Origin of the sequence: Pseudomonas sp. MH9.2 (genome assembly GCF_034353875.1) — a bacterium.
Taxonomy (GTDB): domain Bacteria; phylum Pseudomonadota; class Gammaproteobacteria; order Pseudomonadales; family Pseudomonadaceae; genus Aquipseudomonas.
Map to the genome: position 1 here is coordinate 2,632,501 of NZ_CP133784.1, position 24,902 is coordinate 2,657,402.

Here is a 24,902-nt window from a genome sequence, read left to right on the forward strand (position 1 = left end):
TCCCGAGCAACCGCGGAGTTCTTGACCAAGCCTGCTTTATTAAGGACCGCCGCGATTGGCATGTCGTCAGTGGCCGCAAGACTGATCTCTGGCAAGTCATCAGGCAGGTCGCCGTCTTTCATGCGGTTGCCCGCCGAACGATGCGCAGTTGCCGCTGCCTCTTCGCCATGGAATCGGGCAACGATCTCTTCAGCCAGCTTGATTTTGATATCTCGCGGATTCGCGCCCGCAGCGACATCAGCCTTGAAGCCATTGATCTCCTCCATAGAGAGGAAGCTCAGCAACTCGAAGTAGCGCCACATCAAGGCATCAGGGATTGAAACCAGCTTGCCGTACATAATGCCCGGCGCTTCCTGAATCCCTACATAGTTACCCAGGGATTTGGACATCTTCTTCACGCCATCCAGACCTTCTAATAAAGGCATGGTGAGAATGCACTGAGCTTCTTGCCCATAGGCGCGCTGCAGTTCGCGCCCCATCAGAAGGTTGAACTTCTGATCGGTACCGCCCAGTTCGACATCGGCACGCAACGCGACTGAATCGTAGCCCTGCACCAATGGGTACATGAATTCATGAATGGCGATCGGCTGATTGGTCGAGTAGCGCTTATGAAAGTCATCGCGCTCCAGCATCCGCGCCACTGTGTATTGTGACGACAGGCGAATAAAGTCAGCCGAACTCATTTGATCCATCCAGGTGGAGTTGAACGCCACCTCGGTCTTGGCCGGATCAAGAATCTTGAAAACCTGGGTTTTATAGGTCTCCGCGTTAGCCAGAACCTGTTCGCGCGTCAGCGGAGGCCGCGTCGCACTTTTACCACTAGGATCGCCAATCATGCCGGTGAAGTCGCCAATCAGGAAAATGACCTGATGACCAAGCTCCTGAAACTGACGCAGCTTATTAATAAGCACGGTATGACCCAAGTGCAGATCCGGGGCCGTAGGGTCAAACCCGGCCTTGATACGCAATGGCTGACCACGCTTAAGCTTTTCGACCAATTCGGACTCGACCAGGAGTTCATCCGCACCGCGCTTGATCAGCGCTAGCTGCTCTTCAACCGACTTCATAACAGCCCCGTAATGGCTCATCTAAATGGGACCCAACCATACAAGATCAGGGCCCGATTACAAGTTTTTGCCCCGCACTCTCCGCCGAATCAGAGACTGATGCGTTCGTAGGGTTGCTTCGAGCATGATTTGGTTATATTTTATACAGTTATTTCTTCATCATCATGTCATTCATCTTTTCCAATTCATCTTTTCAAAGTCAAATTACCTATGATCGACACACCGCCCAAGGCGCCTCCGCTTTATCCGAAGAGCCACCTGCTCGCTGCAAGCGGCATCGCCGCCCTGCTGAGCCTGGCGCTTCTGGTCTTCCCGTCCAGCGACGTTGAAGCCAAAAAAACCACCCTGAACCTTGATCTGGAAAGACCTGCAGATCAACTGACACAAGAACAAGACGCTTCAGAACCGATTCAGGCCACACCCGACGTCACTGCATCGCCATTTGCGCAGATCGAAAGTGGCGCTGACGACACTCAGGAAACGGCCACTGCACAACCTGTGAAGGCAGAGCCTGCCCCCACAATTGTTGCCAAGAACCCGACTCACAAAGAAGTTGTCGTCTCCAGGGGCGACACCTTATCGACCCTGTTTGAGAAAGTAGGTCTTCCTGCTGCAGCCGTGCATGAAGTACTGGCCAGCGACAAACAAGCCAAGCAATTCAGCCAGCTTAAGCACGGGCAGATTCTACAGTTCGAGCTATCCCCTCAAGGTCAGCTCAAACAACTGCACAGCAAGGTCAGCGACCTGGAAAGCATCAGCTTGTCCAAGTCCGACAAAGGCTATGCATTCAGCCGGGAAATCACCAAGCCGAACATACGCACTGCGTATGTTCATGGGGTTATCAACAGCTCGCTTTCCCAATCGGCTCAACGCGCAGGCCTGTCCCACAGTATGACCATGGACATGGCCAGTGTTTTTGGCTACGACATCGACTTCGCTCAGGATATTCGCCAGGGCGACGAGTTCGATGTGATCTACGAACAGAAAGTCATCAACGGTAAAACCATCAGCACCGGCAACATCCTGTCAGCGCGCTTTACCAACCGAGGCAAAACGTACACTGCCGTTCGCTACACCAACAAGCAAGGCAACAGCAGCTACTACACTGCTGACGGCAACAGCATGCGCAAGGCCTTCATCCGCACCCCGGTAGACTTTGCCCGCATCAGCTCGATGTTCTCCATGGGCCGCAAACACCCGATTCTGAATAAGATCCGCGCCCACAAAGGCGTCGATTACGCAGCGCCTCGCGGCACACCGATCAAAGCAACCGGTGATGGCAAGGTTCTATTGGCGGGTCGTCGTGGCGGCTACGGCAACACCGTAGTCATTAAGCATGGCAACACCTACCAAACCCTGTACGGGCATATGCAGGGTTTTGCCAAAGGCATACAAACCGGCAGCAATGTGAGGCAAGGCCAGGTCATCGGCTATATCGGCACAACCGGACTCTCGACCGGACCGCACTTGCACTATGAGTTCCAGGTCAATGGTGTCCATGTCGACCCACTGGGCCAGAAATTGCCAATGGCCGATCCAATCGCCAAAGCTGAAAAACAGCGTTTCATGCAACAAAGCCAGCCGCTAATGGCCCGCATGGACCAAGAGAAATCCACCCTGCTCGCTTCGAACAAGCGCTAAGCCATGGCCTTCTATATAGGTGTGATGTCCGGGACCAGTCTTGACGGGCTGGATATCGCCCTGATTGAACAGGACGACCGACCAAAACTGCTGGCGACCCACTACATACCGATGCCGGATGATCTGCGCGCCGAGCTTCTGGGTTTATGCGCCAGTGGCAACGATGAGCTTGCCCGGGCCGCTATCACCGAGCAGAAGTGGGTGCGTCTTGCCGCACAGGGTGTTCTGGCGCTGTTGAGCCAAGAGCAATTGTCTGCGGGCGAGATACGCGCCATCGGCAGTCATGGACAAACTATTCGTCATGAGCCCGCGCGCGGCTTCACCCTCCAGATTGGCAACCCCGCACTGCTCGCAGAGCTGACAGAGATCACCGTCGTCAGCGATTTCCGTCGCAGAGACGTAGCCGCAGGCGGGCAAGGTGCACCGCTGGTGCCAGCGTTTCATGAAGCCCTTTTCGACAATCCGCTTGGCGCGCCACAAAATCATCGTGCAGTTCTTAATATAGGTGGCTTCAGCAACCTGAGCCTGCTGGAAGCCGACAAGCCCGTGTCCGGTTTCGACTGCGGACCAGGAAATGTCTTGCTTGATGCCTGGATACAAACACAACGCAGCCTCAGCTTTGACCGCGACGGCGCTTGGGCGGCGAGCGGCAAGATTGAGCCAGCGCTGCTGAAATCGCTACTCAGTGATCCGTTTTTCCTGACCCAAGGCCCTAAAAGTACAGGCCGCGACGTCTTCAATCCTGGCTGGCTTCAGCATCATCTGTTCCAACTGCCAATGTTCGCCCCTGAAGACATTCAGGCAACCTTGCTTGAGCTGACTGCGCTGACCATTACCCAGTCGCTGCAAACTGCACAAACGCAAACTGATGAGCTGTTGGTCTGTGGTGGCGGCGCGCACAACTTGGCGCTGATGGCGAGGCTGACCGCGTTGCTGCCTGATACCAAGGTCAGCAGTACAGCGGCTTATGGCGTAGACCCTGACTGGGTCGAAGCGATGGCTTTCGCCTGGTTGGCGCACTGCTGCCTTGAAGGCGTACCCGCCAACCGACCTAGCGTCACCGGTGCTCGCGGCCTGCGCGTGCTAGGCGCCATCTACCCGGCATGACGCACACAGCAAAACGCCGCACATAAGCGCGGCGTTCTCTGACCAGCAAGCCAAATCAGACCGAGAATGACGAGCCGCAGCCACATGTGGTGGACGCATTCGGGTTCTTGATCACAAAGCGCGATCCTTCCAGCCCTTCCTGATAATCCACTTCTGCACCTGCCAGGTACTGGAAGCTCATCGGGTCGACAACCAGGCTGACACCCTCACGCTCGACGATGGTGTCGTCATCCGCCACGTCTTCATCGAAAGTGAAGCCGTACTGAAAACCTGAACAGCCGCCACCTGTCACAAATACGCGCAGTTTCAGGCGATCATTGCCCTCTTCATCGACCAGAGTCTTCACCTTGTGCGCTGCACCGTGAGTGAATACCAATGCCGTAGGGGTGAAGGTTTCGACGCTCATGCTGAATATCTCCCGGCGCTATATGCCGTCATAATGCGTAATGACTGGCATTATCCGCTTGACCTAGTAAATTGGTCAACTAATCAAGGCAGCATACCGGCATGGGAAAGGCCCAAACGCTCGTCCAGACCGAACAGAATATTCATATTCTGTACCGCTTGGCCTGATGCGCCCTTGACCAGATTGTCGATGACCGACAACACCACCACAAGATCGCCGCCTTGCGGACGATGCACGGCAATTCGACAAACGTTAGCGCCACGTACACTACGTGTTTCCGGATGGCTGCCAGCTGGCATCACATCGACGAACGGCTCATCGGCATAGCGTTTTTCGAAGAGCTCCTGCAAATCCACGGACTTATCCAGCACCGTGGCGTAGAGCGTCGAGTGAATGCCCCGAATCATCGGCGTCAGGTGTGGAACGAAGGTCAAGCCGACATCTCCGCCTGAGGCACGCCGCAGACCCTGCCTGATTTCAGGCAGGTGACGATGGCCTTTGACCGCGTACGCCTTAAAGCTTTCGCTGGTTTCAGAGTACAGCGAGCCGACACTGGCACCGCGCCCTGCACCACTGACGCCTGATTTACAGTCGGCGATCAACCGAGAGGTGTCAGCCAGGCCAGCTTCGAGCAACGGCAGAAAGCCCAGCTGTGTCGCGGTAGGGTAGCAACCGGGCACGGCAATCAGGCGCGCTTGCTTGATCTGCTCGCGATTGACCTCGGGCAGCCCGTAGACCGCCTCCTTAAGCAATTCAGGTGCGCCGTGCGGCTGACCGTACCATTTAGCCCACTCGTCTGCGTCCTGCAGGCGGAAGTCTGCCGACAAGTCGATGACCTTGGTCCCGGCGTTCAACAGTTCGCCTGCCAACGCATGAGCAACACCATGCGGGGTGGCAAAGAACACCACATCGCAGGCACCCAGTGCTGCGATGTCTGGCACGCTGAAAGCCAGGCCATCGTAATGGCCTCGCAGGTTAGGGTACATATCGGCCACGGCCAGCCCTGCTTCGGAGCGAGAAGTGATGACCACCACCTCGGCTTGCGGATGCTGTGCCAACAGACGCAGCAGCTCGACCCCGGTGTAACCCGTGCCGCCGACGATACCGACCTTGACCATAAATCTGCCCCTTCAACGAACCTAGTGGAAAACCATTGATAATATGGGCGTATGGCCTGAGGAACAACCGCGAACGTGACGTATGGCGGGTCATACCACTACTATTTGGCCACCGTGAACTTGGGAATAACCAAAAATGCTTTTTCTATGGCTCAAAGCCCTCCACATCGTCTCGATGGTCTGCTGGTTTGCAGGTCTGTTTTATCTGCCGAGACTGTTCGTTTATCACTCAATGAGCGAGGACGTCGCGAGCCGGGAACGTTTCTGCATCATGGAGCGCAAGTTGTACCGAGGCATCATGGGGCCCGCAATGATTGCCACACTGGCGTTCGGGATCTGGCTGATCAGCCTCAACCCCAGCGGTTATTTCAGCCAGGCCTGGATGCACGCCAAGCTGACGTTGGTGGTTCTGCTAATTGGCTATCACCATGTCTGCGGCGCGCAAGTCAAACGCTTCGCGCGTGGCGAGAAGGGTCGCAGCCACGTCTACTATCGCTGGTTCAATGAAATTCCTGTATTGATCTTGCTGGCTATCGTCATTTTGGTTGTGGTCAAACCGTTCTAATCAATAGCTGAATGCGTGGAGTAATGCTCATGTCACTGCCCGCCTTGCTTGAACAGTCCTTGCGTCTGCCCCTCGTGGCCGCACCGATGTTTCTGATCTCCAATCCGCAATTGGTTCTGGCGTGCTGCCGCAATGGAGTGGTCGGGAGTTTTCCGGCACTTAACCAGCGCGAGAGCAGTGGTTTCAAAGCCTGGCTAGAGGAAATCGAAGTCGGGCTGGCAGCGCTTGTGAATCCGGCGCCCTACGCAGTCAACCTGATAGTGCACAACAGCAACCCACGTTTGCAGGCTGATCTGGCCATCTGCATCGAGCATAAAGTACCCATCGTGATCACCAGCCTCGGCGCCGTTAAGGAGCTGGTCGATGCGGTGCATGATTACGGTGGTTTGGTGTTTCATGACGTGACCACTCGCCGCCATGCGGAAAAAGCAGCAGAAGCCGGCGTAGACGGTCTGATCGCCGTCGCGGCTGGCGCCGGGGGGCATGCCGGAACCTGGAGTCCTTTTTCGCTAATTGCCGAGATCCGCCAGTTCTTCGATAAAACCTTGTTGCTGGCGGGCTGTTTAAACCACGGTCACGAGATTCTTGCCGCGCAGTTGCTTGGCGCGGACCTGGCCTACTTCGGTACACGCTTTATCGCAACCCGTGAGAGCCATGCCCCGGAGGCTTACAAAGAGATGCTGCTGACCTCCAAAGCCGCCGATATCGTCCATACCGCTGCGGTCTCCGGCGTGCCTGCCAGCTTCATGCGCAAAAGTCTGGAGAATGCAGGTTTTGACCTCGCGGCTCTGCAAGGCAAGGGTGAAGTCGACTTCGGCTCGAAGCTCAAACCCATCAGCGATGAAGCAAAAGCCTGGAAAACCGTATGGTCCGCTGGGCAAGGCGTTGGTGATATTGACGATATGCCCAGCGTCGACGAACTGATTGCGCGCCTGGATGCTGAATACCGTAAGGCGCAAACACGCTCAGCAGACCTGGCCAGACGCTGGCCGCACTGATTGCCCGCCAGCGGCCGCCTTTTCGGCCATTTTCAGGCTCAGCTGCGTTAGCCATAACTCTGTTTTACCCAGACAAGGAAGCCAAGCATGGCCGAAACCCACTTCAAAATTGTCTTCGAAGGGAAGCTGCGCACTGGCGTCGACATCGAGACCGCCAAACTGAATATGGCTGGCCTGTTCAAACGTGAACTATCAGCTGTCGAAAGACTGTTCAACGGCCAGCCCGTTGCGCTCAAGCGCGGGTTGTCGCAAGAGCAAGCCCTGCACTACCTGAGCGTATTGAATGATGCTGGCGTCGAAGCCCGGATCGAAGCGGATCCCGCTATCAGTTTGAGTCTGGAAGAGATCGACGAGCCCAAACCGTATAGAGCGCCTGAAGCACCATCGCACGGAGCATCGCCTTATGCTCCACCACGGGCTCAGGTGGGGGCCGCATGGCCAGCGTTTGGCGAACTTAAAGTGTTCACCGTTCAAGGCCGGATAGGTCGTTTACGCTATCTGGCCTGGACGCTGGTGCTCATGGTCGCCATCCTTGCCGTTACCGGCCTGTGCGCAGCGGTCCTGACCCGCTCACTGGTGGGCGGTGGATTGCTCATTGCCATCGCAGGGATCGGCTTTTTTATCGTCAGTGTGCAGATCGGCGTGCAGCGGCTGCACGATGTCGGCTGGTCCGGCTGGCTGTTGCTGATCAATCTCGTGCCGTTCGTAGGCAGCCTGTTTCCGATCCTGATGATGGTCATCCCGGGCAATACCGGCGCCAACCAGTACGGAGCCCCGCAACCTCCAAACACCAAGGCGGTAAAAGTCCTGGCCTCTTTGTGGCTCGCGATTATCGCCATCCTGATGATCGGCGCTTTCGTCGGAGGCATCTCCACGTTCGAAAGTGAGGTGCAAACCACCGCCAGCGAGTATGAAAATATCCTGCCTTACGACGATGATAACGACAGCGATACCGCGCAACCCGCCGACAGCCAGCGTCTGTAGACTATAAAGATGAATAACGCGCCCGCTTGAGCCCGACGCACACTGCCGTGGCTCGCGGTCGCTGCCTGGAGAATGTGCATGACCCGTTACGCTCTGATCACTGGTGCCTCCAGCGGCATCGGCCTGGCCATGGCCGAAGCCTTGGCGCGCCGTGGTCGCAGCCTGATTCTGGTGGCCCGTCAACGGGACCTGCTGGAAAGCATTGCCATTGAGTTGAACCAGCGTTTTGGTGTCGAGGTCCTGTTTCGAGGCTGCGACCTGGGGGAGCCGCTACGTCTTTCCGGCTTCTTGCTGGAACTTGAAGAAGGCGAACGACAGATTGATTTGCTGGTGAACTGCGCAGGCATCGGTACCTGCGGACCGTTTCTGGCCCAGGATTGGGGCCAGGAACAAGACTTGATCGAACTGAACATACTGGCGCTCACCCGCCTGTGTCATGCCCTCGGCAATACCATGGCGGTCCAGGGTGGCGGGCAGATACTCAATGTTGCCTCGGTAGCGGCCTTCAAGCCTGGTCCATGGATGAGCAGCTATCACGCCAGCAAGGCCTATGTGCTGCACTTTTCCGAAGGGCTGCGTGAGGAACTGAAAAAAACCGGTGTAAAAATTTCAGTCCTTTGCCCTGGCCCGACCCGCACCGAGTTTTTCCGTAATGCACATTTGGAAGTCGGCAAGCTGGAACACAGTAAAAGGATGATGAGCCCAGAGGAAGTCGCGCTTCATACAGTGCGAGCACTGGCGAAAAATCGCGCAGTGATCATTCCCGGCTGGCGCAATAAGCTGTTGGCGTTTACCCCGCGTCTAGGTCCGCGCTGGCTGACCCGGAAAATATCCGGCGCGATCAACAAGACGTACTGCCCGCGCTAAAGAACTGGGCGTGGCCCCCGCCCCTCAGTACACTCAAGCACTTATCAAAACGGAGAAATGGTTGTGGAGACTCTGTTCACCAAGATCATCAACAGAGAGATACCGGCAAAAATCATCTACGAAGATGATCAGGTGCTGGCCTTTCACGATATTGCCCCGCAAGCGCCGGTGCATTTTCTGGTCATTCCGAAAAAAGCGATCCGCACGCTTAACGACGTGACCGAAGATGACAAAGGGCTGCTCGGTCATGTCCTGTTCACTGCGCAACGTCTGGCCAAAGAACTGGGCTGCGACGACGGCTTCCGGGTGGTCATGAACTGCAATGAGCTAGGCGGACAGACCGTCTATCACATTCACATGCACGTACTGGGTCAGCGTCAGATGCATTGGCCGCCAGGCTGATTCAACGTTTCAACGACTTACGCCCGCTGAGATTGCCGGTGCAAACCCGGCGGGCTGATCCATCTCAAGCCGCGCCCGACTGATTCGGGTAAACTGGCCGCCGTGGATTTATCCGGAGGTGCCCATGGCTACCGAACGTCACTACTCCCCTGTTGACCGTCTTTTATTGCAAGCCGATGCTGCGATGCGCACGCTGCTGCCTTTCAGCGTGCAACCGTATCGACCATCACCCGCCATTGTTCAGTCCGAAACCAAGATGAGCGACGTCGATACCCGGCACGTTGCGGGCCTGATGCGCATCAACCATACCGGCGAGGTCTGCGCGCAAGCGCTGTATCAGGGCCAGGCGCTGACCGCCAAGTTACCGAAAGTGCGGGCAGCTATGGAACACGCTGCCGAAGAAGAGATTGACCATCTGGTCTGGTGCGAACAGCGCATCCGCCAATTGGGTAGCCACACCAGTGTGCTCAACCCACTGTTCTACGGTATTTCCTTCGGGATCGGTGCCGCTGCTGGCATGATCAGTGATCGGGTCAGCCTCGGTTTTGTGGCCGCGACCGAAGATCAAGTTTGCAAGCACCTGAACGATCATTTGCAGCAGCTGCCCGCCGAAGACGAAAAGTCCCGGGCCATTCTCGAGCAAATGCGCATCGATGAAGAACGCCACGCCGAAAGCGCGCTGGATGCTGGCGGATTTCGTTTTCCGGCACCGATCAAATTCGGCATGAGTCTGCTGGCCAAGGTCATGACCCAAAGCACGTATCGGATATAACCGCCGCGCCATGACGGCAGACACAAGAAAGGCGCCTCGATGGGCGCCTTTCTTCTTTGTACTGACGAATCCGGTAAATCTTAAACGTTGACGTTGCGTCCGTAGAAGATTTCCAGCATTTCGTGCTTCACGCGCTCGGTGACCTGATCACGCTGTTCGGTCGACAAGTCGCTGGTCGCATCACCGAACAGGTAGTCATCCAATTCGAAGTTCTTGAGCAGCATCTTGGTGTGGAACAGGTTCTCCTGGTAAACGTTCACGTCGGTCATCTGGTAACCGGCGCGCGTGTCTACAGAGAGGTAATTCTGGATCGAGTTTATCTCGTGATCGATGAAGTGTTTTTTACCTTCAACGTCACGGGTGAAACCACGCACGCGATAGTCGACGGTGACGATGTCGGAATCGAACTGGTGGATCAGGTAGTTGAGCGCCTTAAGCGGTGAAATCACCCCACAGGTCGACACATCGATGTCCACACGGAATGTCGCGATGCCATCGACCGGGTGAATTTCTGGGTAGGTGTGCACCGTGATGTGGCTCTTGTCGAGATGCGCCAGGATGGTCTCTGGCAGCGGCCCCGGGGACTCTTCGATCTGGCTGTCGGTAGGCGTCACCGGCTGCTCGGAGATCAGAATGGTCACACTAGCACCTTGCGGGTCATAATCCTGACGAGCGATGTTCAGGATATTGGCGCCAATGATATCGACAACCTCGGTGAGGATCTGCGTCAGGCGTTCGGCGTCGTACTCGTGATTGATGTACTCGACGTAAGCTTGCTGGTCCTGCGGAGTTTCCGCATAGCAGATGTCATAGATGTTGAAGCTCAAGGTCTTTGTCAGGTTATTGAACCCGTGGAGCTTGAGTTTGCTTTTCACCGTTAATAACTCTCTATATATGTGCGGCCCGGGCCGCGTGATCAAGCATGCCCGTCAGATGAGGCCGGCTCATCTGCGTAGGACGGTTAACACCTCTTCGCGGTGGCGATTTTGGTTGTCCGTTCGGGGGCGACTATAGCCTTGGTACAGCGGGTCGCACCCTGAAAAAGTGGCGCATTATGCCGACGTCGGCGCCTGTCGGCTAGCGGGTATCGCCAAGTGTGCGCCGCTTTTGTGAAAGTTGAGTGTCGTTTCAGCCCAGTTCGATGATTTCATAGTCATGGGTAATTTCCACACCGGCATTACCGAGCATGATAGAGGCCGAACAATACTTCTCGGCAGACAGCTCGATGGCGCGTTTGACCTGAGCCTCTTTCAAGCCTCGGCCCTTGACCAAGAAGTGCAGATGGATCTTGGTGAATACCTTCGGATCTTCGCTCGCGCGTTCGGCTTCCAGAAACGCCTCGCAGCTTTCTACCGGCTGACGGGACTTCTTCAGGATACTGACCACGTCGAAGTTACTGCAACCGCCCAAGCCGAGCAGGAGCATTTCCATAGGACGCACGCCCAGATTGCGACCGCCGCTTTCCGGCGGGCCGTCCATTACCACCACATGACCGCTACCGGATTCACCGAGGAACATGGCTTCGCCAGCCCATTGGATGCGTGCCTTCATCGCCAAGACTCCACTGCTAAAAAAGGGTCGCCAGCTTAGCACAGGGCCACACTGTCACTGGATGCCCGGTTAAATGCCAAATCAAATTAAGTCCGTAGGAAATTTCCCAAAAAACAGCAAACTCTCCTGATAAGCTGCGACAAATCACCCGCACGGCCGATACCTATAAGGATGCCGTGTGGCGCAGTACTTTTTCGGGATACATGCATGGTTGCTATAACCCTTACACCCAAAATAAAAAACCTCGACAACCTTCTCGGCCATTGCCAGAAGCGCCGTTACTTAGCCAAACACACCATCATTTGCGCAGGTGATCGCTCTGAGTCGCTGTTCTTCATCATCAAAGGTTCTGTCACCATCCTGATCGAGAACGACGAGGGTCGGGAGATGATTGTCGCGTACCTGAATGCCGGCGATTTTTTTGGTGAGCTGGGCCTGTTTGACCGGATCGGGCACGAGGTAGAGCGTAGCGCCTGGGTTCGCACCAAAACCGAGTGCGAAGTGGCTGAGATCAGTTACAGCAAATTCCGTGAAGTCACACAGCAAGAACCGGATATCCTCTACGCCATCGGTAGCCAGATGGCTGACCGGTTGCGCAATACCACGCGAAAAGTCGGCGACCTGGCGTTTCTCGACGTCACTGGAAGGGTCGCACGCAGCCTGCTGGATCTGTGTAAGCAACCCGATGCCATGACCCACCCCGACGGGATGCAGATCAAGATTACCCGCCAGGAAATCGGGCGCATTGTCGGATGTTCAAGGGAAATGGTCGGCCGCGTACTTAAGGCACTGCAAGAGCAGAACCTGGTGCATGTCAAAGGCAAAACCATGGTGGTGTTTGGTACGCGCTAAGCAAGCCGGGCAGCTCAAAATCCTGCAAGGATCTTTTGATAGCGCTCGGCTAGCCGGTCCAGCACATCAGCAGCCGGGAAGGCTTCATGCAGGGCAATGTGGCTGTGGGCGCGGACTCGTTGATCCTGCTCGCAGATCTGGTTGAAGCGGTTGACCGCAGCGACCATTTGCTCGCGCTCGTTATCCAGCAGCAGCGCGCCGTGGGCCAATACGACGGGGCGTTGCCCGCCCTGACTCTGCCGCCAACGCTGAGCCGTACCGACCATTTTCCGGCCGTCCAGGTTGACGTTGAAACGCCCGTCACAGAAGGCGCCGTCCACTTCCCCAAGTGAGGCAGCTCCGCCCAACTCGATCAGCACATCACAGATCGGCTGACACAGACGGTTATAGGCATTTTCGATCCGGTCGCGGTCATTGTCACCGCGCGGCTGGGCGTAAACCAATGCGATGTTGACCACCGCCGGTGATTGCGGGACCGGTTCGCCGCCGCTTTCACGCAGCAGTATTGGCCACCCGCTGACCGCCAATGCTTCGGTAGCCTGTTCAAAACCTGCGAGACGGCTCATCCGTCGCGGCATCACCAAGGCCCGATCAAGCGGTCGCCATAACAGCAAACCGTACTCGAACTCGCCGGCACACACAGCGGCGAGCAAATCCTGCTCGGCCTGCAGGCCTGCCTCGACGGATATATCGATGACTTTGTCTAACATGCTGGTTTCTCTGTAGGCGCTGCGTCAGGGCTATCCGCTTAATTACTGATCAATGGCCCACGCTCAGGGAAGAACAAACGTTGCAGTTCAGCCCCTGGGTGTTGCTTGCGCATGAACGCTTCACCCACCAGAAATGAGTAGACCCCGCTGACTTCCATCAGCTCGACATCCGCGCGATTAAAAATGCCGCTTTCGGTGATGACCAAGCGATCACTCGGAATCTGCGGCAGCAGGTCCAGCGTCGTTTCCAGGTTGACGTCAAAGGTGTGCAGGTTACGGTTGTTGATGCCCACCAACGGCGTATCCAGTGTTTTGAGGGCGCGTTCCAACTCAGCGGCATCATGCACTTCGACCAGCACATCGAGGCCCACGCTTTTGGCGACGGCAGCCAGCTCGGCCATCTTCGAATCGTCCAGCGCGGAAACGATCAGCAACACGCAGTCGGCGCCTAATGCGCGGGCTTCGACGATCTGATACGGATCGATCATGAAGTCTTTACGAATCACCGGCAGACTGCAGGCGGCACGCGCCTGTTGCAGGTAAGCATCGGCACCTTGAAAGAAATCAATGTCGGTCAGAACAGACAGACAGGTTGCCCCACCTGCTTGATAACTTTTGGCGATGTCAGCAGGGACAAAGTTTTCCCGGATCACGCCTTTGCTCGGCGATGCTTTTTTGATTTCGGCGATGACCGCAGGGTGCTTGCTCTTGGCCTGCTTGATCAATGCCTTGGCAAAACCGCGTGGCGCGTCGGCCAGTGCCGCTTGGCGCTCGAGCTCGGCAAGACTCACCATGGCACTGCGGGCAGCGACCTCCTCAACCTTGCGGGCGAGAATTTTTTCCAGAACCGTCGGCACACTCATCCTTCATTCTCCTGCTTGAATACCGCGGTAAAGGCACCCAACTCTTCCAGTTTTTCCCGGGCAAGGCCGGTGTGCAGCGCATCGTGGGCCAGTGCAACGCCCTCTTTCAGCGTAGACGCATGATCAGCAGCATAGAGTGCTGCGCCCGCATTGAGCACGATCATTTCGGCCGCTTTCTGCCCGTTTTCGGTCTTGCGTCGCCCCAAGGCATCGCGGATCAACTCCAGCGATGCAGCAGGGCTTTCCACGGCCAGGCCGATCAGGCTCTGGCTTTTTATCCCCACATCTTCCGGCTGTACCCAGTATTCAGTCACTTCGCCATTTTTCAGCTCGGCCACGAAGGTCGGTGCCGCGAGGCTGAACTCGTCCAGACCATCCTGGGAGTGCACCACCAATACGTGCTTGCTTCCGAGACGAAGCAAGACTTCGGCCAACGGCCGGCACAGCGCCTGACTGAACACCCCTACCACCTGATGGCGGACGCCAGCCGGATTCGTAAGCGGGCCAAGCATATTAAACAGGGTGCGCAATCCAAGGTCGCGACGCGGACCAGCGGCGTATTTCATTGCGCCGTGGTGGGACTGGGCAAACATGAAGCCGATGCCCACGCTTTCGATACAGCGGGCCACCTGCACAGGCGTCAGGTTCAAATAGATACCCGCCGCCTCAAGCAGATCGGCGCTGCCACTTTTGCCGGACACAGCCCGATTACCGTGCTTGGCAACCGTGCAACCAGCCGCCGCGACCACAAAGGACGATGCTGTGGAGACGTTAAAAATATTTGCGCCATCGCCGCCCGTGCCAACCACGTCGACCACGCCGTCGAGGGACTTGAGTTCGACTTTGCTGGCCAACTCACGCATGACCGAAACAGCACCGACGATTTCATCAATGCTTTCGCTTTTCATGCGCATGGCCATCATGAAGGCGCCTATCTGCGCTTCTGTGCACTGACCTGTCATGATTTCGCGCATGACGTCGCGCATTTCCTCGGTGCTCAAATCAAGCTGGTTGACGATGCGAGCCAGCGCGCCTTTGATATCCATAGCCATAACCTTGAAAGCCCCTTAACCCTGACGGCTGCCGCCAGTTTGCTTGAGGAAGTTGGCGAACAGCTCATGTCCCTGCTCGGTAAGAATCGACTCAGGGTGAAATTGCACCCCCTCGATATTTAGCGTTTTGTGCCGCAGGCCCATGATTTCATCGACCGAACCGTCTTCAAGCTCAGTCCAGGCGGTCAACTCCAGGCAATCGGGCAGGGTTTCGAGCTTGACGACCAGAGAATGATAACGGGTGACCGTCAACGGATGATTCAAGCCTTCGAATACGCCAAGGTCTTCATGAATCACCGGACTGGTCTTGCCATGCATCACTTGCCGCGCCCGCACTACATCGCCCCCAAATGCCTGACCAATAGACTGATGGCCCAGGCACACGCCCAGAATCGGCAACTTACCGGCGAAGTGCTTGATCACCTCCAGCGATACGCCTGCTTCAGTCGGGGTGCATGGGCCAGGGGAAATCACGATGCGCTCGGGGTTCAGGGCTTCGATCTCGGCAATGCTCAGCTCGTCGTTGCGGATCACTTTGACCTCGGCACCCAACTCACCCAAATATTGCACGACGTTATAAGTAAAGGAGTCGTAGTTATCAATCATCAGCAACATGTATTTAACCTCTTGAAATTACTGACTTTTAAAGCCGCCCTTGGATATTGCTCGCTTGTCGGACGCACACTGTCTGGTCACTGGGATTCATCCAGCTCAGGCACTCTGACAAGTCAATCGAAGGGCATATCGGTACAGGTCCGGCTGGCCGGAAGGGAGAACAGTCAGGCGCGCCAACGCCAACGGCCGAGAGCCTTGATAACGCGCACAAAAAGTTTGCTGAGGATTAACACTGGGGGAGGTCTCATGTATACGTTTGGGCACAGTAGCCTACCCACGCACACGGTGCAATATCGAGCCCTCCCCACGCTGCCATCTCATGCGCTGAACGTGTTACTGGCTGCCTTCGACATCTTCCAGACTGAACGTTTCAGTGTTGTCATTGTAGGAGAAAATTTCTGCGTATCGCCCCCAACTGATCACACTCTCCAGTGTTTCCTCCACAAAGGACCCACTGAGCGAATCTTCCAGTTCCTGCTCGAAGCGTACACGTGGCGCCCAGTGCCCGTGCCGTTCCTGCAATACCTGGCGGATACGTGCGGCCAATGGCACATGTTTGACCAGATGCTCGGCAAAAATGGTTTTTCGCTCCTGGGTGCCGTACTCGGCGAATAACTTGCCAGCCTCTGTGAGCGTGATTTCAGCGCCCTTGAGCTCAGCAAACCCCAGATGCTCCAGCATCTCTGCCACCGGGAACAAATCGTCGACTTCCAGCAATAGCCGTTCTGAAACATTCGGCAAACCGGCATGCCCATGATAGGGCTCGGCCGCCAACGCTTCGATCAGGCCCGCCATCAGGTTGGTGGAGACATCCGGCAGCGGACTGCCCATTTGCAGTTCGGCCTTGCCGGTGCTGGCATCAGCACTGCGCCGGTTGGTCATCAACGCATAAATATCATCAACCATCTTGCGAAAGGTTGGATCCAGCCGATTGCGCGGGTGAACGAACGGCACTTTGATTTCCGCCACGACCCGCCCAGGATTTGACGACAAGACCAGAACACGGTCGCACATCAATACCGCTTCTTCGATGTTGTGAGTCACGATCAAGATGGATTTTATCGGCAGTTGTTTCCCGCTCCACAGATCCAGCAAATCGCTTCGCAGTGTTTCTGCCGTCAATACATCCAGGGCAGAGAAAGGCTCGTCCATCAATAACAAGGTTGGGTTGACCACCAGGCCTCGGGCAAAGCCCACGCGTTGACGCATCCCGCCAGACAATTCGCGCGGATAGGCGTTCTCGAACCCATCAAGACCGATCAGGTCGATTGCATCCAGCGCACGCTTACGTGCTGCCTTGGGCTCTACCTGCAGGGCTTGAAGACCTGCCTCTACGTTTTCAAGTACGGTCAGCCATGGAAACAGCGCAAAGGTTTGAAAAACCATGGCCACACCTTCGGCGGGGCCCGTCAACAAGGAGCCGTTGTATCGAACCTCGCCAGACGAGGGTTGTATCAGGCCGGCGATGATGCGCAGCAGCGTCGACTTGCCCGACCCGGAGCGGCCCAGCATGCCCACAATTTCGCCTTCGCGTAGCGTCAGATCGACACCACTGAGAACCTGTAACTCATCCTTGCCCTTGCCAAAAGCCCGGCTCACATCATTGAGCGAGTAAATTTCGGGGGCGGCGCTAGCCTGCTCGGTATAGGTATTCATAACATCGACTCCTGTTAATTCAGGCGGAGTTTGTTTTCGGCAATGGCGTACATCGGCCGCCATACCAAGCGATTGAAAGCCACGACAAAGAGCGACATCACCACCACGCCGAGCGTGATTTTCGGAAAGTCACCGGCCGCAGTGGTCTGGGCAATGTAGGCGCCCAATCCATGCGCCACTACCTTGTCTTGTCCCCATGAAACGAATTCGGAAACGATACTGGCATTCCACGCCCCGCCCGAAGCAGTGATCGCCCCGGTTACGTAATACGGGAAAATGCCTGGCAGCATTACCTTGCGCCACCATAACCAGCCGCGGATGCGAAAATTGGCTGCAGCTTCCTTGAAGTCATTCGGGAAGGCACTGGCACCGGCAATTACGTTGAACAGGATGTACCACTGTGTACCCAGCACAATCAGCGGACTCAACCAGATATCGGGGTTTAACTGATAGCGCAAAATGACGATGACAAACACTGGAAACAATAAGTTTGCAGGGAAGGCAGCCAGGAACTGGGCTAACGGCTGGATTTTTTCCGCGAGGCGCGGACGTAAACCAATCATCACGCCAAGTGGCACCCAGATGACTGATGCGACGGCAATGAGCAGAATGACCCGCAACAGGGTAATCAGACCCAACCCGAGCACATGCCCGACCTCTGCAAGTGTCACCTCGCTGCTAACGTAACCCGCGATCCGGTACAGGATGTACAGCGTGAGCACCGCAATCACTCCCCCCCACACCCAGTCGATAGCCCGTGAGATGGCGGGATCAGGGGGTGTCGCCACGGTTTTCGATCGAGGCAAGCTCAGGCGCATATGGCCAATGCGGGTCATGGCCCGGGCAAAAGGCCGCAACAGGCGTTGAATAACCCGGGTCCGCTGAATCAGGTTCAGCACCCAGGATTCAGGCGCGCCAGCTTGGGAGGCGGTGTCTTCCATACGGAATTTGTCGGCCCATGCCACCAACGGCCGAAACAGGAACTGGTCATAGAGAAGGATGACCGCAATCATCGCCAGGATGACGTAGCCCACCGCATGCAGGTCGCGTTGTTCGATGGCAACCGCCAGATAGGAGCCTACACCTGGCAGCGTGATGGTCTTGTCGCCCACGGTGATGGCTTCCGAGGCAACCACAAAAAACCAGCCCCCGGACATGCTCATCATCATGTTCCAGACTAGCCCTGGTATGGCAAACGGAACGTCCAGCTTCCAGAATTTTTGCCAACCGGAAAGCTGTAGATTGCTGGACACCTCCACCAAGTCACTAGGCAGCATGCGCAGTGACTGATAGAAGCTGAACGTCATGTTCCAGGCCTGGCTGGTGAAGATGGCAAAAATGGCAGCGCATTCAGCGCCCAGTACGCGGCCTGGAAACAGCAACAGGAAAAACGTTACCGTAAACGAGATGTAGCCCAGAACGGGCACCGATTGCAGGATATCCAGCACCGGCACCAACAGCTTCTCTGCCCGCCGACTTTTGGCAGCCAACGTACCGTAAACCAGCGTAAATATCAGGGACGCAACCATCGCTGCAAGCATGCGCAATGTGGTGCGTACCGCATATTCGGGCAGGTTACCCGGATCAAGCGAAATAGCCTCGCTCTGCAAGGTTGAAATCGGTGCCCAGGTCTGTTGTGCGCCAATCGAAAAAAACAGCAAAAAACCGATAACCAACGGCATGGCTACCAGATCCCAACGGTTGGGAAGCAGCCGCTTTGCGGTTACCGGGATGTAATGACGGAATACCTTATTCATGTTCACTGATTCCAGCAGCTATCTGAGCATGGTCCCTGACCACAAGGTCAGTGTCTTCCAGAGCGCAGCATCCGAAACTGCGCAACAGGCAGTCACAGCACACTCTAATGAGGGGAAACGAAACAACTGAGAGAGGCCACGCAAGCGAACGCTACACGGTAGATGCAGGGAAGGTGGCCAAGTCATTCAGTGATTCAGACCGCTGAATAATCCCGCGCACCCATTACATTCCGTTTGGCGTCCCACTGCGTGACCCACCGAGAATGGGCAGGATCCATGGCTGGAGTCTCCTTGCGCGGGTTTAAGATTGGCATTCGGGAGGAATAGCGAAATGGCACCCTAGGGGTGACGCCATCAAGACAAGACTTTTCCGCGGCGGATTATACGCATCAAAATGTTACAATTGCGCACAGCCAACGTAACTTTTGGTGCGTTAACAGCCCTGCTCTACGCAGAGTTTTTTGTTAAGGCATAACCCTACAGTGATTATCTGGTTTCCCGCCGCCGCGCCATCCATACAAAGCTGACGAGGCATGGCAGTCTACCTGGGCGAACAGTGCGTTATCACGCGTGCAAAGCACCATTGGCCAGCTTACGAAGCGAGATTGCTCACGAGCACGAAGACGGTGTGTTTGACACACCGCCCTCACCTCAGGAAAGCGGTTCTTGCTCAGCCAGCGCCACCGCACGGAACATGGCGCGGCGCTTGTTCAGGGTCTCTTCCCATTCCAGCGCGGGCACAGAGTCAGCGACGATACCGCCACCGGCCTGCACGTGCAGCTCACCGTTCTTGATCACTGCGGTACGGATCGCAATCGCGGTGTCCATGTTGCCGTTCCAGGCCAGGTACCCCACTGCGCCACCATAGACACCACGCTTGACCGGTTCCAGCTCGTCAATAATTTCCATGGCGCGGATTTTCGGCGCGCCAGACAAAGTGCCCGCCGGCAGAATCGCACGCAGGGCATCCATCGCCGTCAGGCCGCTTTTCAACTGGCCAGTGACGTTGGAAACAATGTGCATCACGTTAGAGTAACGCTCGATGACCATTTTTTCCGTGAGTTTGACCGAGCCGATTTCAGACACGCGACCGGTGTCGTTGCGCCCCAGATCGATCAACATCAAGTGCTCGGCGACCTCTTTGTGATCGGAAAGCAGGTCTTTTTCCAGCGCCAGATCTTCTTCTTCGTTTGCGCCGCGCGGACGGGTACCGGCAATCGGGCGCACGGTGATCAGGTTGTCTTCGACCCGCACCAATACTTCCGGCGAACTGCCCACGACATGGAAGTCGCCAAAGTTGAAGAAATACATATAAGGCGTCGGGTTGAAACAACGCAGCGCACGGTACAAGTCGATGGGGGCGGCCTTGAAGTCGATCGACATGCGTTGCGACGGAACGACCTGCATCACGTCACCGGCAAGGATGTACTCCTTGATGGTGTCCACTGCGCGCTCGTAATCGTCTTGAGTGAAACTGGAGCGGAATATCGGATCAGGCGCCTGCGGCCGGGTCAGATCAAGACCGCGACGTGGGGTAATCGGCTGACGAAGTTTTCCCATCAGCTCGTCCAGACGCGCCAGGCCACTTTCGTAGGCGCCGGCTTCAGCCGGGTCGACCAGCACGATCGCGTGCATCTTGCCGGCGAGGTTGTCGAACACCACCACCGCATCCGACACCATCAGCAGGATATCCGGCACGCCCAGCGGGTCCGGGTTCGGACATTTACCCAGGCGCTTCTCGACATAACGCACGCAGTCGTAACCGAAGTAACCCACCAGCCCGCCGTTGAAACGCGGTAACCCGGCAATGGTCGGCACGTTGTAGCGCGCCTTGAATTCTTCGACGAACGCCAACGGGTCTTCCGACTCCAGGCGCTCGATCTCGACGCCGTCCCGGGTCACGCTGATCTGCTGTTCGTGAACACGCATCACGGTGCGGCATGGCAGGCCAATGATCGAGTAGCGGCCCCATTTCTCGCCGCCCTGCACCGACTCCAGCAAATAAGAGTTCGGCTGGTCGGCCAGTTTCAGGTAGATCGACAGCGGTGTGTCGAAGTCGGCAAGGGTTTCGTAGGCAAGCGGGATACGGTTGTAACCGGCAGCAGCCAAACGCAGAAATTCTTCGCGGGTCATGATCAGCCTCGTGGCTTGAGGGTAAAACGGTCAGGTATGCAAACGCGCCGGTGGACCGGCCAGAGTCAAGTCAGGCGCGCCAACGCCAGCGGGCCAGGGCCTTGATGACTTTCATCCAGAGCTTGCGGGTGACCACCACGATGGAATCTCTTTGAGGGGGGGATTTGACGTCGGCCAACGTTAGCGCAGCGGCAGAATCTAAGCAACCGGGGAGCAGCATACGCAGGTCATCAATAACCAGCGACGGCGATTCCTCGGCAATCGGCCGGCCATGGTTGTAGCCATAGCTGAGCGCCACACTGGCAACGCCTGCCGCTTTTGCTGCCAGCACATCGTTGCGCGAGTCACCGACAAATAGCGACTGGGATGCCGGAACACCAGCCATTTTCATCACAAAAAACAGCGCAGCCGGATCAGGCTTCTGTTGCGGCAACGTATCGCCGCCGATGATCCAGCGGAAAAACCGTCCCAGCTTCAGCTCATCCAGCAGCGGCGCGACGAAGCGCTCCGGTTTGTTGGTGATAAGGGCCATTTCAACGCCCTGTTTCTGCATCCACTTCAAGGTTTCGCGCACCCCGGGGTACACCTGCGTCAGCGCGTGACTGCCCGCGTATACCTCCATGAAAATCGCCAGGGCCTCTTCGGTCAACGCCTCATCAACGGCGCTGTGATCGATGTCGCTGGCCAAGGCGCGACGCACCAATACGCGCACCCCGTTGCCGACCCAGAGCCGTACAGCCTCGACACCCGCGGGCGGGCGCCCCAGTTTGAGCAGCATTTTATCCACGGCCGCTCCAAGGTCCGGCACCGAATCGATCAATGTGCCATCCAGATCGAACATCACCAGCTTGGGCAAGCGGCCCGGGAACAGCTGCTCAAACCCGCTCATGGGCGAGCCAACGCCAGTTCGGCACGCATTTTCTGGATGACCTCTTGGTAGTCCGGCGCGTTGAAGATAGCGGAGCCCGCGACAAAGGTGTCGGCACCGGCGGCAGCGATCTCACGAATGTTGTTCACATTGACCCCGCCGTCGATCTCCAGACGAATGTCATAGCCGGAGGCTTCTATCAGCGCCCGCGCTTCACGCAGTTTGTTCAGAGTGCCGGGAATGAACTTCTGCCCGCCAAAACCGGGGTTCACGCTCATCAGCAAGATCATGTCGACCTTGTCCATCACATACTCAAGCACGTTCAGCGGCGTGGCCGGGTTGAACACCAGACCGGCCTTGCAGCCGCCTTCACGGATCAACTGCAGTGAGCGGTCGACGTGCTGCGTGGCTTCAGGGTGGAAGGTGATGTACGTGGCGCCAGCGTCGATGAAGTCGCCGATCATGCGGTCAACCGGGCTGACCATCAAATGAACATCGATGGGCGCGGTGATCCCGTACTTGCGCAATGCCGTGCAGACCATCGGGCCGATGGTCAGGTTAGGTACGTAGTGATTGTCCATGACATCGAAGTGAACAATGTCCGCGCCAGCGGCAAGAACATTGTCGACTTCCTGGCCCAGGCGGGCGAAGTCGGCGGAAAGAATTGAAGGAGCAATAACGAAGGGCTGCATGACGCACCTTTGAGCAGAATCTCGGTGGCGCGCATTGTACCTTAGTCGGGCCGGGTGCAACTCTCCACAGATCCGAGCCAGACCCCGATCCCGCAGAACCGGGGTCAGCCTCGGATATTTCCTGCCAGATCGATCAAGCCACTTGAGTTCGCAACTTCTCGCTACGTCCGCGCAACCATTCCAGTACCAGCAACAGCACCACCGAGAACGCGATCAGCATAGTGGCCGCAGCGGCGATGGTCGGGCTGAGGTTTTCGCGAATACCGCTGAACATCTGCCGGGGCAGCGTGGCCTGTTGCGGGCCAGCGAGGAACAAGGTCACGACCACTTCATCGAACGAGGTGGCGAACGCAAACAACGCACCCGATACCACACCTGGCGCGATCAGCGGCAAGGTCACCCGGCGGAACGCAGTCAGTGGGGATGCCCCGAGGCTGGCGGCAGCACGAACCAGATTGTGGTTGAAGCCCTGCAAGGTCGCCGACACCGTGATGATCACGAAGGGCACACCCAACACCGCATGCACCAGAATCAGCGATATGTAACTGTTGCCCAACCCCAGCGGGGCGAAGAACAGGTAGCTGGCGACACCGACAATGACCACCGGAACGACCATTGGCGAAATCACCAGGGCCATGACCAACGCCTTGCCCGGGAAGTTGCCACGCGTCAGGCCAATCGCTGCCAGCGTACCGAAGCCCATTGCCAATACCGTGGCCGCAGGCGCAACGATCATACTGTTCTTCAGCGAGCGCATCCATTCAGCTGAGGAGAAGAAGTCCTGGTACCAGTGCATGGAAAACCCTTGCAGCGGGTAGACCAGAAAGCTCCCTGAGTTGAACGACAGCGGAATGATCACCAGCACCGGCAGGACCAGAAACAAAAGCACCAGCCCGCAGAGAATACGCAGGGCGTAGTACCAGACCCGCTCAATAGGAGACGTGTAAGGGCTCAGCATGTTGATTCTCCTCAGCTCAGGCGCATGCGGCTGGCGCCGACTAGCCAGTTATAAATCAGGTAAAGCACGATGGTTGCCATCAACAGCAAACCGCCCAAAGCCGTGGCCATGCCCCAGTTGATACTGGTGTTGGTGTAAAAGGCGACGAAGTAGCTGACCATCTGATCGTTCGGGCTGCCGAGCAACGCCGGCGTGATGTAGTAGCCAATCGACAAAATGAACACCAACAGACAACCTGCACCGACACCCGCATAGGTCTGGGGGAAATACACGCGCCAGAAGCTGGCGAATGGATGGCAGCCCAGGGAAATGGCCGCCCGCATGTACGTCGGGGAAATCCCCTTCATCACGCTGTAAATCGGCAGGATCATGAACGGCAGCATGATGTGCACCATCGAGATGTAAACGCCGACCCGGTTGAACACCAGCTCCAGCGGTTTATCAATGATGCCCATCGCCATCAAGGCACTGTTGATCAAGCCACTCGATTGGAGCAATACAATCCACGCGGCAACCCGCACCAGAATCGAGGTCCAGAATGGCAGCAGCACCATAATCATCAGCAGGTTGCTTTGCCGGGAAGGCAGATTCGCCAGCAGGTACGCCAACGGGTAAGCCAGTACCAGGCAGATCGCGGTGATGACCAGACCCATCCAGAACGTGCGGGCGAAAATATCCACGTAAATTGCTTGATCAGGGGTCGCGGGCGCCACTTCACCGAGGTCATCGATGCGATGGTCGACTGCGGCCAGCAAGTAATAAGGAGTAACGCTACTGGTGTTACGGCGGATCGCTTGCCAATAGGCAGGATCGCCCCAGCGCTCATCGACAGCTTCGAGCGCTTCTTTATAAGAAGTCGGTTCAGTCTTGAACGGCAATGCGCGGGCGGTTTTCGTCAGCAGGCTGCGATAACCGGCCAGTTCCATATTCAGGCGCTTGGACAAATCGCCAAGGGTCTGATTCTTGCGGGTTTCAGCCAGGTCCACGCTCAGTGCCTGGTAAGCAGCCTCGGACGGAAGACTCTTGCCGTCCCATTGGGCCACCGCTGCAACCGTACGCGGTAAGGCGCCGACCACTTCAGGGTTACCGACGCTCTTGTAGAGCAGCGCAATAATCGGCACCAGAAATACCAGCAGCAAAAACAGCACCAGAGGAGCGATCAATGCCTGAGCCTTCCAGCGATTGACCCGTTCAGCACGAGCCAGACGCTGTTTCAGGGTGGGGCTGGCGCCTTCTGTAAGGGGCACTGTGATGGCCATAGCGAACTC

25 protein-coding genes (1 of these 25 running past the window's edge) are annotated in these 24,902 nt (G+C 56.7%); 9 read left to right on the top strand and 16 right to left on the bottom strand.

Annotation, left to right across the window (positions count from 1 at the left end; translation table 11 throughout):
• On the bottom strand, nt 1-1,067 hold the 5' portion of the coding sequence (gene tyrS / locus RHM55_RS12415) for a tyrosine--tRNA ligase (RefSeq protein ID WP_322182406.1). It extends 133 nt beyond the left edge of the window; 1,067 of the gene's 1,200 nt are visible here — the first part of the coding sequence; the start codon lies at nt 1,065-1,067; its stop codon lies off the left edge, out of view.
• 210 nt (nt 1,068-1,277) lie between these two features.
• Between tyrS and RHM55_RS12420 the strand changes: the two genes are divergently transcribed.
• Together RHM55_RS12420 and RHM55_RS12425 are read left to right on the top strand one after the other, a co-directional pair.
• The gene (locus RHM55_RS12420) at nt 1,278-2,708 is read left to right on the top strand and encodes a peptidoglycan DD-metalloendopeptidase family protein (RefSeq protein ID WP_322182408.1); all 1,431 of its coding nucleotides are present in this window, start codon (nt 1,278-1,280) and stop codon (nt 2,706-2,708) included.
• Nucleotides 2,709-2,711: 3 nt separating this feature from the next.
• Nucleotides 2,712-3,815, top strand: coding sequence for an anhydro-N-acetylmuramic acid kinase (locus RHM55_RS12425; RefSeq protein WP_322182410.1), 1,104 nt, complete (start codon nt 2,712-2,714; stop codon nt 3,813-3,815).
• Between the two features lie 55 nt (nt 3,816-3,870).
• Here RHM55_RS12425 and erpA read toward each other — a convergent pair whose 3' ends face one another.
• Together erpA and argC are read right to left on the bottom strand one after the other, a co-directional pair.
• The gene (gene erpA / locus RHM55_RS12430; protein WP_219064335.1) at nt 3,871-4,221 is read right to left on the bottom strand and encodes an iron-sulfur cluster insertion protein ErpA; all 351 of its coding nucleotides are present in this window, start codon (nt 4,219-4,221) and stop codon (nt 3,871-3,873) included.
• An 83-nt stretch (nt 4,222-4,304) separates the two neighbouring features.
• Nucleotides 4,305-5,339, bottom strand: coding sequence for an N-acetyl-gamma-glutamyl-phosphate reductase (gene argC, locus RHM55_RS12435; protein WP_322182412.1), 1,035 nt, complete (start codon nt 5,337-5,339; stop codon nt 4,305-4,307).
• A 136-nt stretch (nt 5,340-5,475) separates the two neighbouring features.
• On the opposite strand from argC, the gene hemJ reads away from it, so the two are divergent.
• The 6 genes from hemJ (at nt 5,476) to coq7 (ending at nt 9,927) form a co-directional block, all read left to right on the top strand.
• Nucleotides 5,476-5,904 carry a protoporphyrinogen oxidase HemJ gene (gene hemJ / locus RHM55_RS12440; RefSeq protein ID WP_322182414.1) on the top strand — a complete coding sequence of 143 codons (429 nt, stop codon included), beginning with the start codon at nt 5,476-5,478 and terminating at the stop codon, nt 5,902-5,904.
• A 29-nt stretch (nt 5,905-5,933) separates the two neighbouring features.
• Entirely contained in the window at nt 5,934-6,902 is a 969-nt protein-coding gene (locus tag RHM55_RS12445; protein ID WP_322182416.1) for a nitronate monooxygenase family protein, read from the top strand.
• A gap of 87 nt (nt 6,903-6,989) precedes the next feature.
• Nucleotides 6,990-7,886 (top strand): DUF805 domain-containing protein, encoded by an 897-nt coding sequence (locus tag RHM55_RS12450; protein WP_322182418.1) that lies wholly within the window; start codon nt 6,990-6,992, stop codon nt 7,884-7,886.
• 78 nt (nt 7,887-7,964) lie between these two features.
• Entirely contained in the window at nt 7,965-8,753 is a 789-nt protein-coding gene (locus tag RHM55_RS12455; RefSeq protein ID WP_322182420.1) for an SDR family oxidoreductase, read from the top strand.
• Between the two features lie 63 nt (nt 8,754-8,816).
• Nucleotides 8,817-9,155: a histidine triad nucleotide-binding protein gene (locus RHM55_RS12460; protein ID WP_219064341.1), complete on the top strand. Its 339-nt coding sequence runs from the start codon at nt 8,817-8,819 to the stop codon at nt 9,153-9,155.
• 124 nt (nt 9,156-9,279) lie between these two features.
• A complete protein-coding gene (gene coq7 / locus RHM55_RS12465) occupies nt 9,280-9,927 on the top strand; it encodes a 2-polyprenyl-3-methyl-6-methoxy-1,4-benzoquinone monooxygenase (RefSeq protein ID WP_322182423.1) in 648 nt (215 codons plus the stop codon).
• A gap of 80 nt (nt 9,928-10,007) precedes the next feature.
• Here coq7 and speD read toward each other — a convergent pair whose 3' ends face one another.
• Together speD and RHM55_RS12475 are read right to left on the bottom strand one after the other, a co-directional pair.
• Entirely contained in the window at nt 10,008-10,802 is a 795-nt protein-coding gene (gene speD / locus RHM55_RS12470) for an adenosylmethionine decarboxylase (protein ID WP_322182425.1), read from the bottom strand.
• Between the two features lie 253 nt (nt 10,803-11,055).
• A complete protein-coding gene (locus RHM55_RS12475) occupies nt 11,056-11,478 on the bottom strand; it encodes an OsmC family protein (RefSeq protein ID WP_322182427.1) in 423 nt (140 codons plus the stop codon).
• A gap of 207 nt (nt 11,479-11,685) precedes the next feature.
• On the opposite strand from RHM55_RS12475, the gene crp reads away from it, so the two are divergent.
• The gene (gene crp / locus RHM55_RS12480) at nt 11,686-12,330 is read left to right on the top strand and encodes a cAMP-activated global transcriptional regulator CRP (RefSeq protein WP_322182429.1); all 645 of its coding nucleotides are present in this window, start codon (nt 11,686-11,688) and stop codon (nt 12,328-12,330) included.
• A 14-nt stretch (nt 12,331-12,344) separates the two neighbouring features.
• Here the strand turns inward: crp and RHM55_RS12485 are convergent, their stop codons facing one another.
• The 11 genes from RHM55_RS12485 to RHM55_RS12535 all read right to left on the bottom strand — a co-directional run bounded on the left by RHM55_RS12485 (nt 12,345) and on the right by RHM55_RS12535 (nt 24,893).
• Nucleotides 12,345-13,040, bottom strand: a complete 696-nt coding sequence (locus tag RHM55_RS12485) for a lipoyl protein ligase domain-containing protein (protein WP_322182431.1) — start codon at nt 13,038-13,040, stop codon at nt 12,345-12,347.
• A gap of 38 nt (nt 13,041-13,078) precedes the next feature.
• Nucleotides 13,079-13,903, bottom strand: a complete 825-nt coding sequence (gene trpC, locus RHM55_RS12490; protein WP_322182433.1) for an indole-3-glycerol phosphate synthase TrpC — start codon at nt 13,901-13,903, stop codon at nt 13,079-13,081.
• The gene (gene trpD, locus RHM55_RS12495) at nt 13,900-14,949 is read right to left on the bottom strand and encodes an anthranilate phosphoribosyltransferase (protein WP_322182435.1); all 1,050 of its coding nucleotides are present in this window, start codon (nt 14,947-14,949) and stop codon (nt 13,900-13,902) included. The genes trpC and trpD overlap by 4 nt, the downstream gene beginning before the upstream one ends.
• A 21-nt stretch (nt 14,950-14,970) precedes the next feature.
• Entirely contained in the window at nt 14,971-15,570 is a 600-nt protein-coding gene (locus RHM55_RS12500; RefSeq protein ID WP_322182437.1) for an aminodeoxychorismate/anthranilate synthase component II, read from the bottom strand.
• A gap of 333 nt (nt 15,571-15,903) precedes the next feature.
• Complete coding sequence (locus RHM55_RS12505; RefSeq protein WP_322182439.1) at nt 15,904-17,226, bottom strand: nitrate/sulfonate/bicarbonate ABC transporter ATP-binding protein; 1,323 nt, start codon at nt 17,224-17,226, stop codon at nt 15,904-15,906.
• 14 nt (nt 17,227-17,240) lie between these two features.
• Nucleotides 17,241-18,983: an ABC transporter permease subunit gene (locus tag RHM55_RS12510; RefSeq protein ID WP_322182442.1), complete on the bottom strand. Its 1,743-nt coding sequence runs from the start codon at nt 18,981-18,983 to the stop codon at nt 17,241-17,243.
• Nucleotides 18,984-19,634: 651 nt separating this feature from the next.
• The gene (trpE, locus tag RHM55_RS12515; RefSeq protein WP_322182444.1) at nt 19,635-21,116 is read right to left on the bottom strand and encodes an anthranilate synthase component I; all 1,482 of its coding nucleotides are present in this window, start codon (nt 21,114-21,116) and stop codon (nt 19,635-19,637) included.
• A gap of 70 nt (nt 21,117-21,186) precedes the next feature.
• A complete protein-coding gene (locus RHM55_RS12520) occupies nt 21,187-22,005 on the bottom strand; it encodes a phosphoglycolate phosphatase (RefSeq protein ID WP_322182446.1) in 819 nt (272 codons plus the stop codon).
• Nucleotides 22,002-22,676 (bottom strand): ribulose-phosphate 3-epimerase, encoded by a 675-nt coding sequence (rpe, locus tag RHM55_RS12525; RefSeq protein ID WP_322182448.1) that lies wholly within the window; start codon nt 22,674-22,676, stop codon nt 22,002-22,004. The genes RHM55_RS12520 and rpe overlap by 4 nt, the downstream gene beginning before the upstream one ends.
• A 133-nt stretch (nt 22,677-22,809) precedes the next feature.
• Entirely contained in the window at nt 22,810-23,634 is an 825-nt protein-coding gene (locus RHM55_RS12530; protein WP_322182450.1) for an ABC transporter permease, read from the bottom strand.
• Between the two features lie 11 nt (nt 23,635-23,645).
• The gene (locus RHM55_RS12535; RefSeq protein ID WP_322182452.1) at nt 23,646-24,893 is read right to left on the bottom strand and encodes an ABC transporter permease; all 1,248 of its coding nucleotides are present in this window, start codon (nt 24,891-24,893) and stop codon (nt 23,646-23,648) included.
• Between the last annotated feature and the right edge of the window lie 9 nt (nt 24,894-24,902).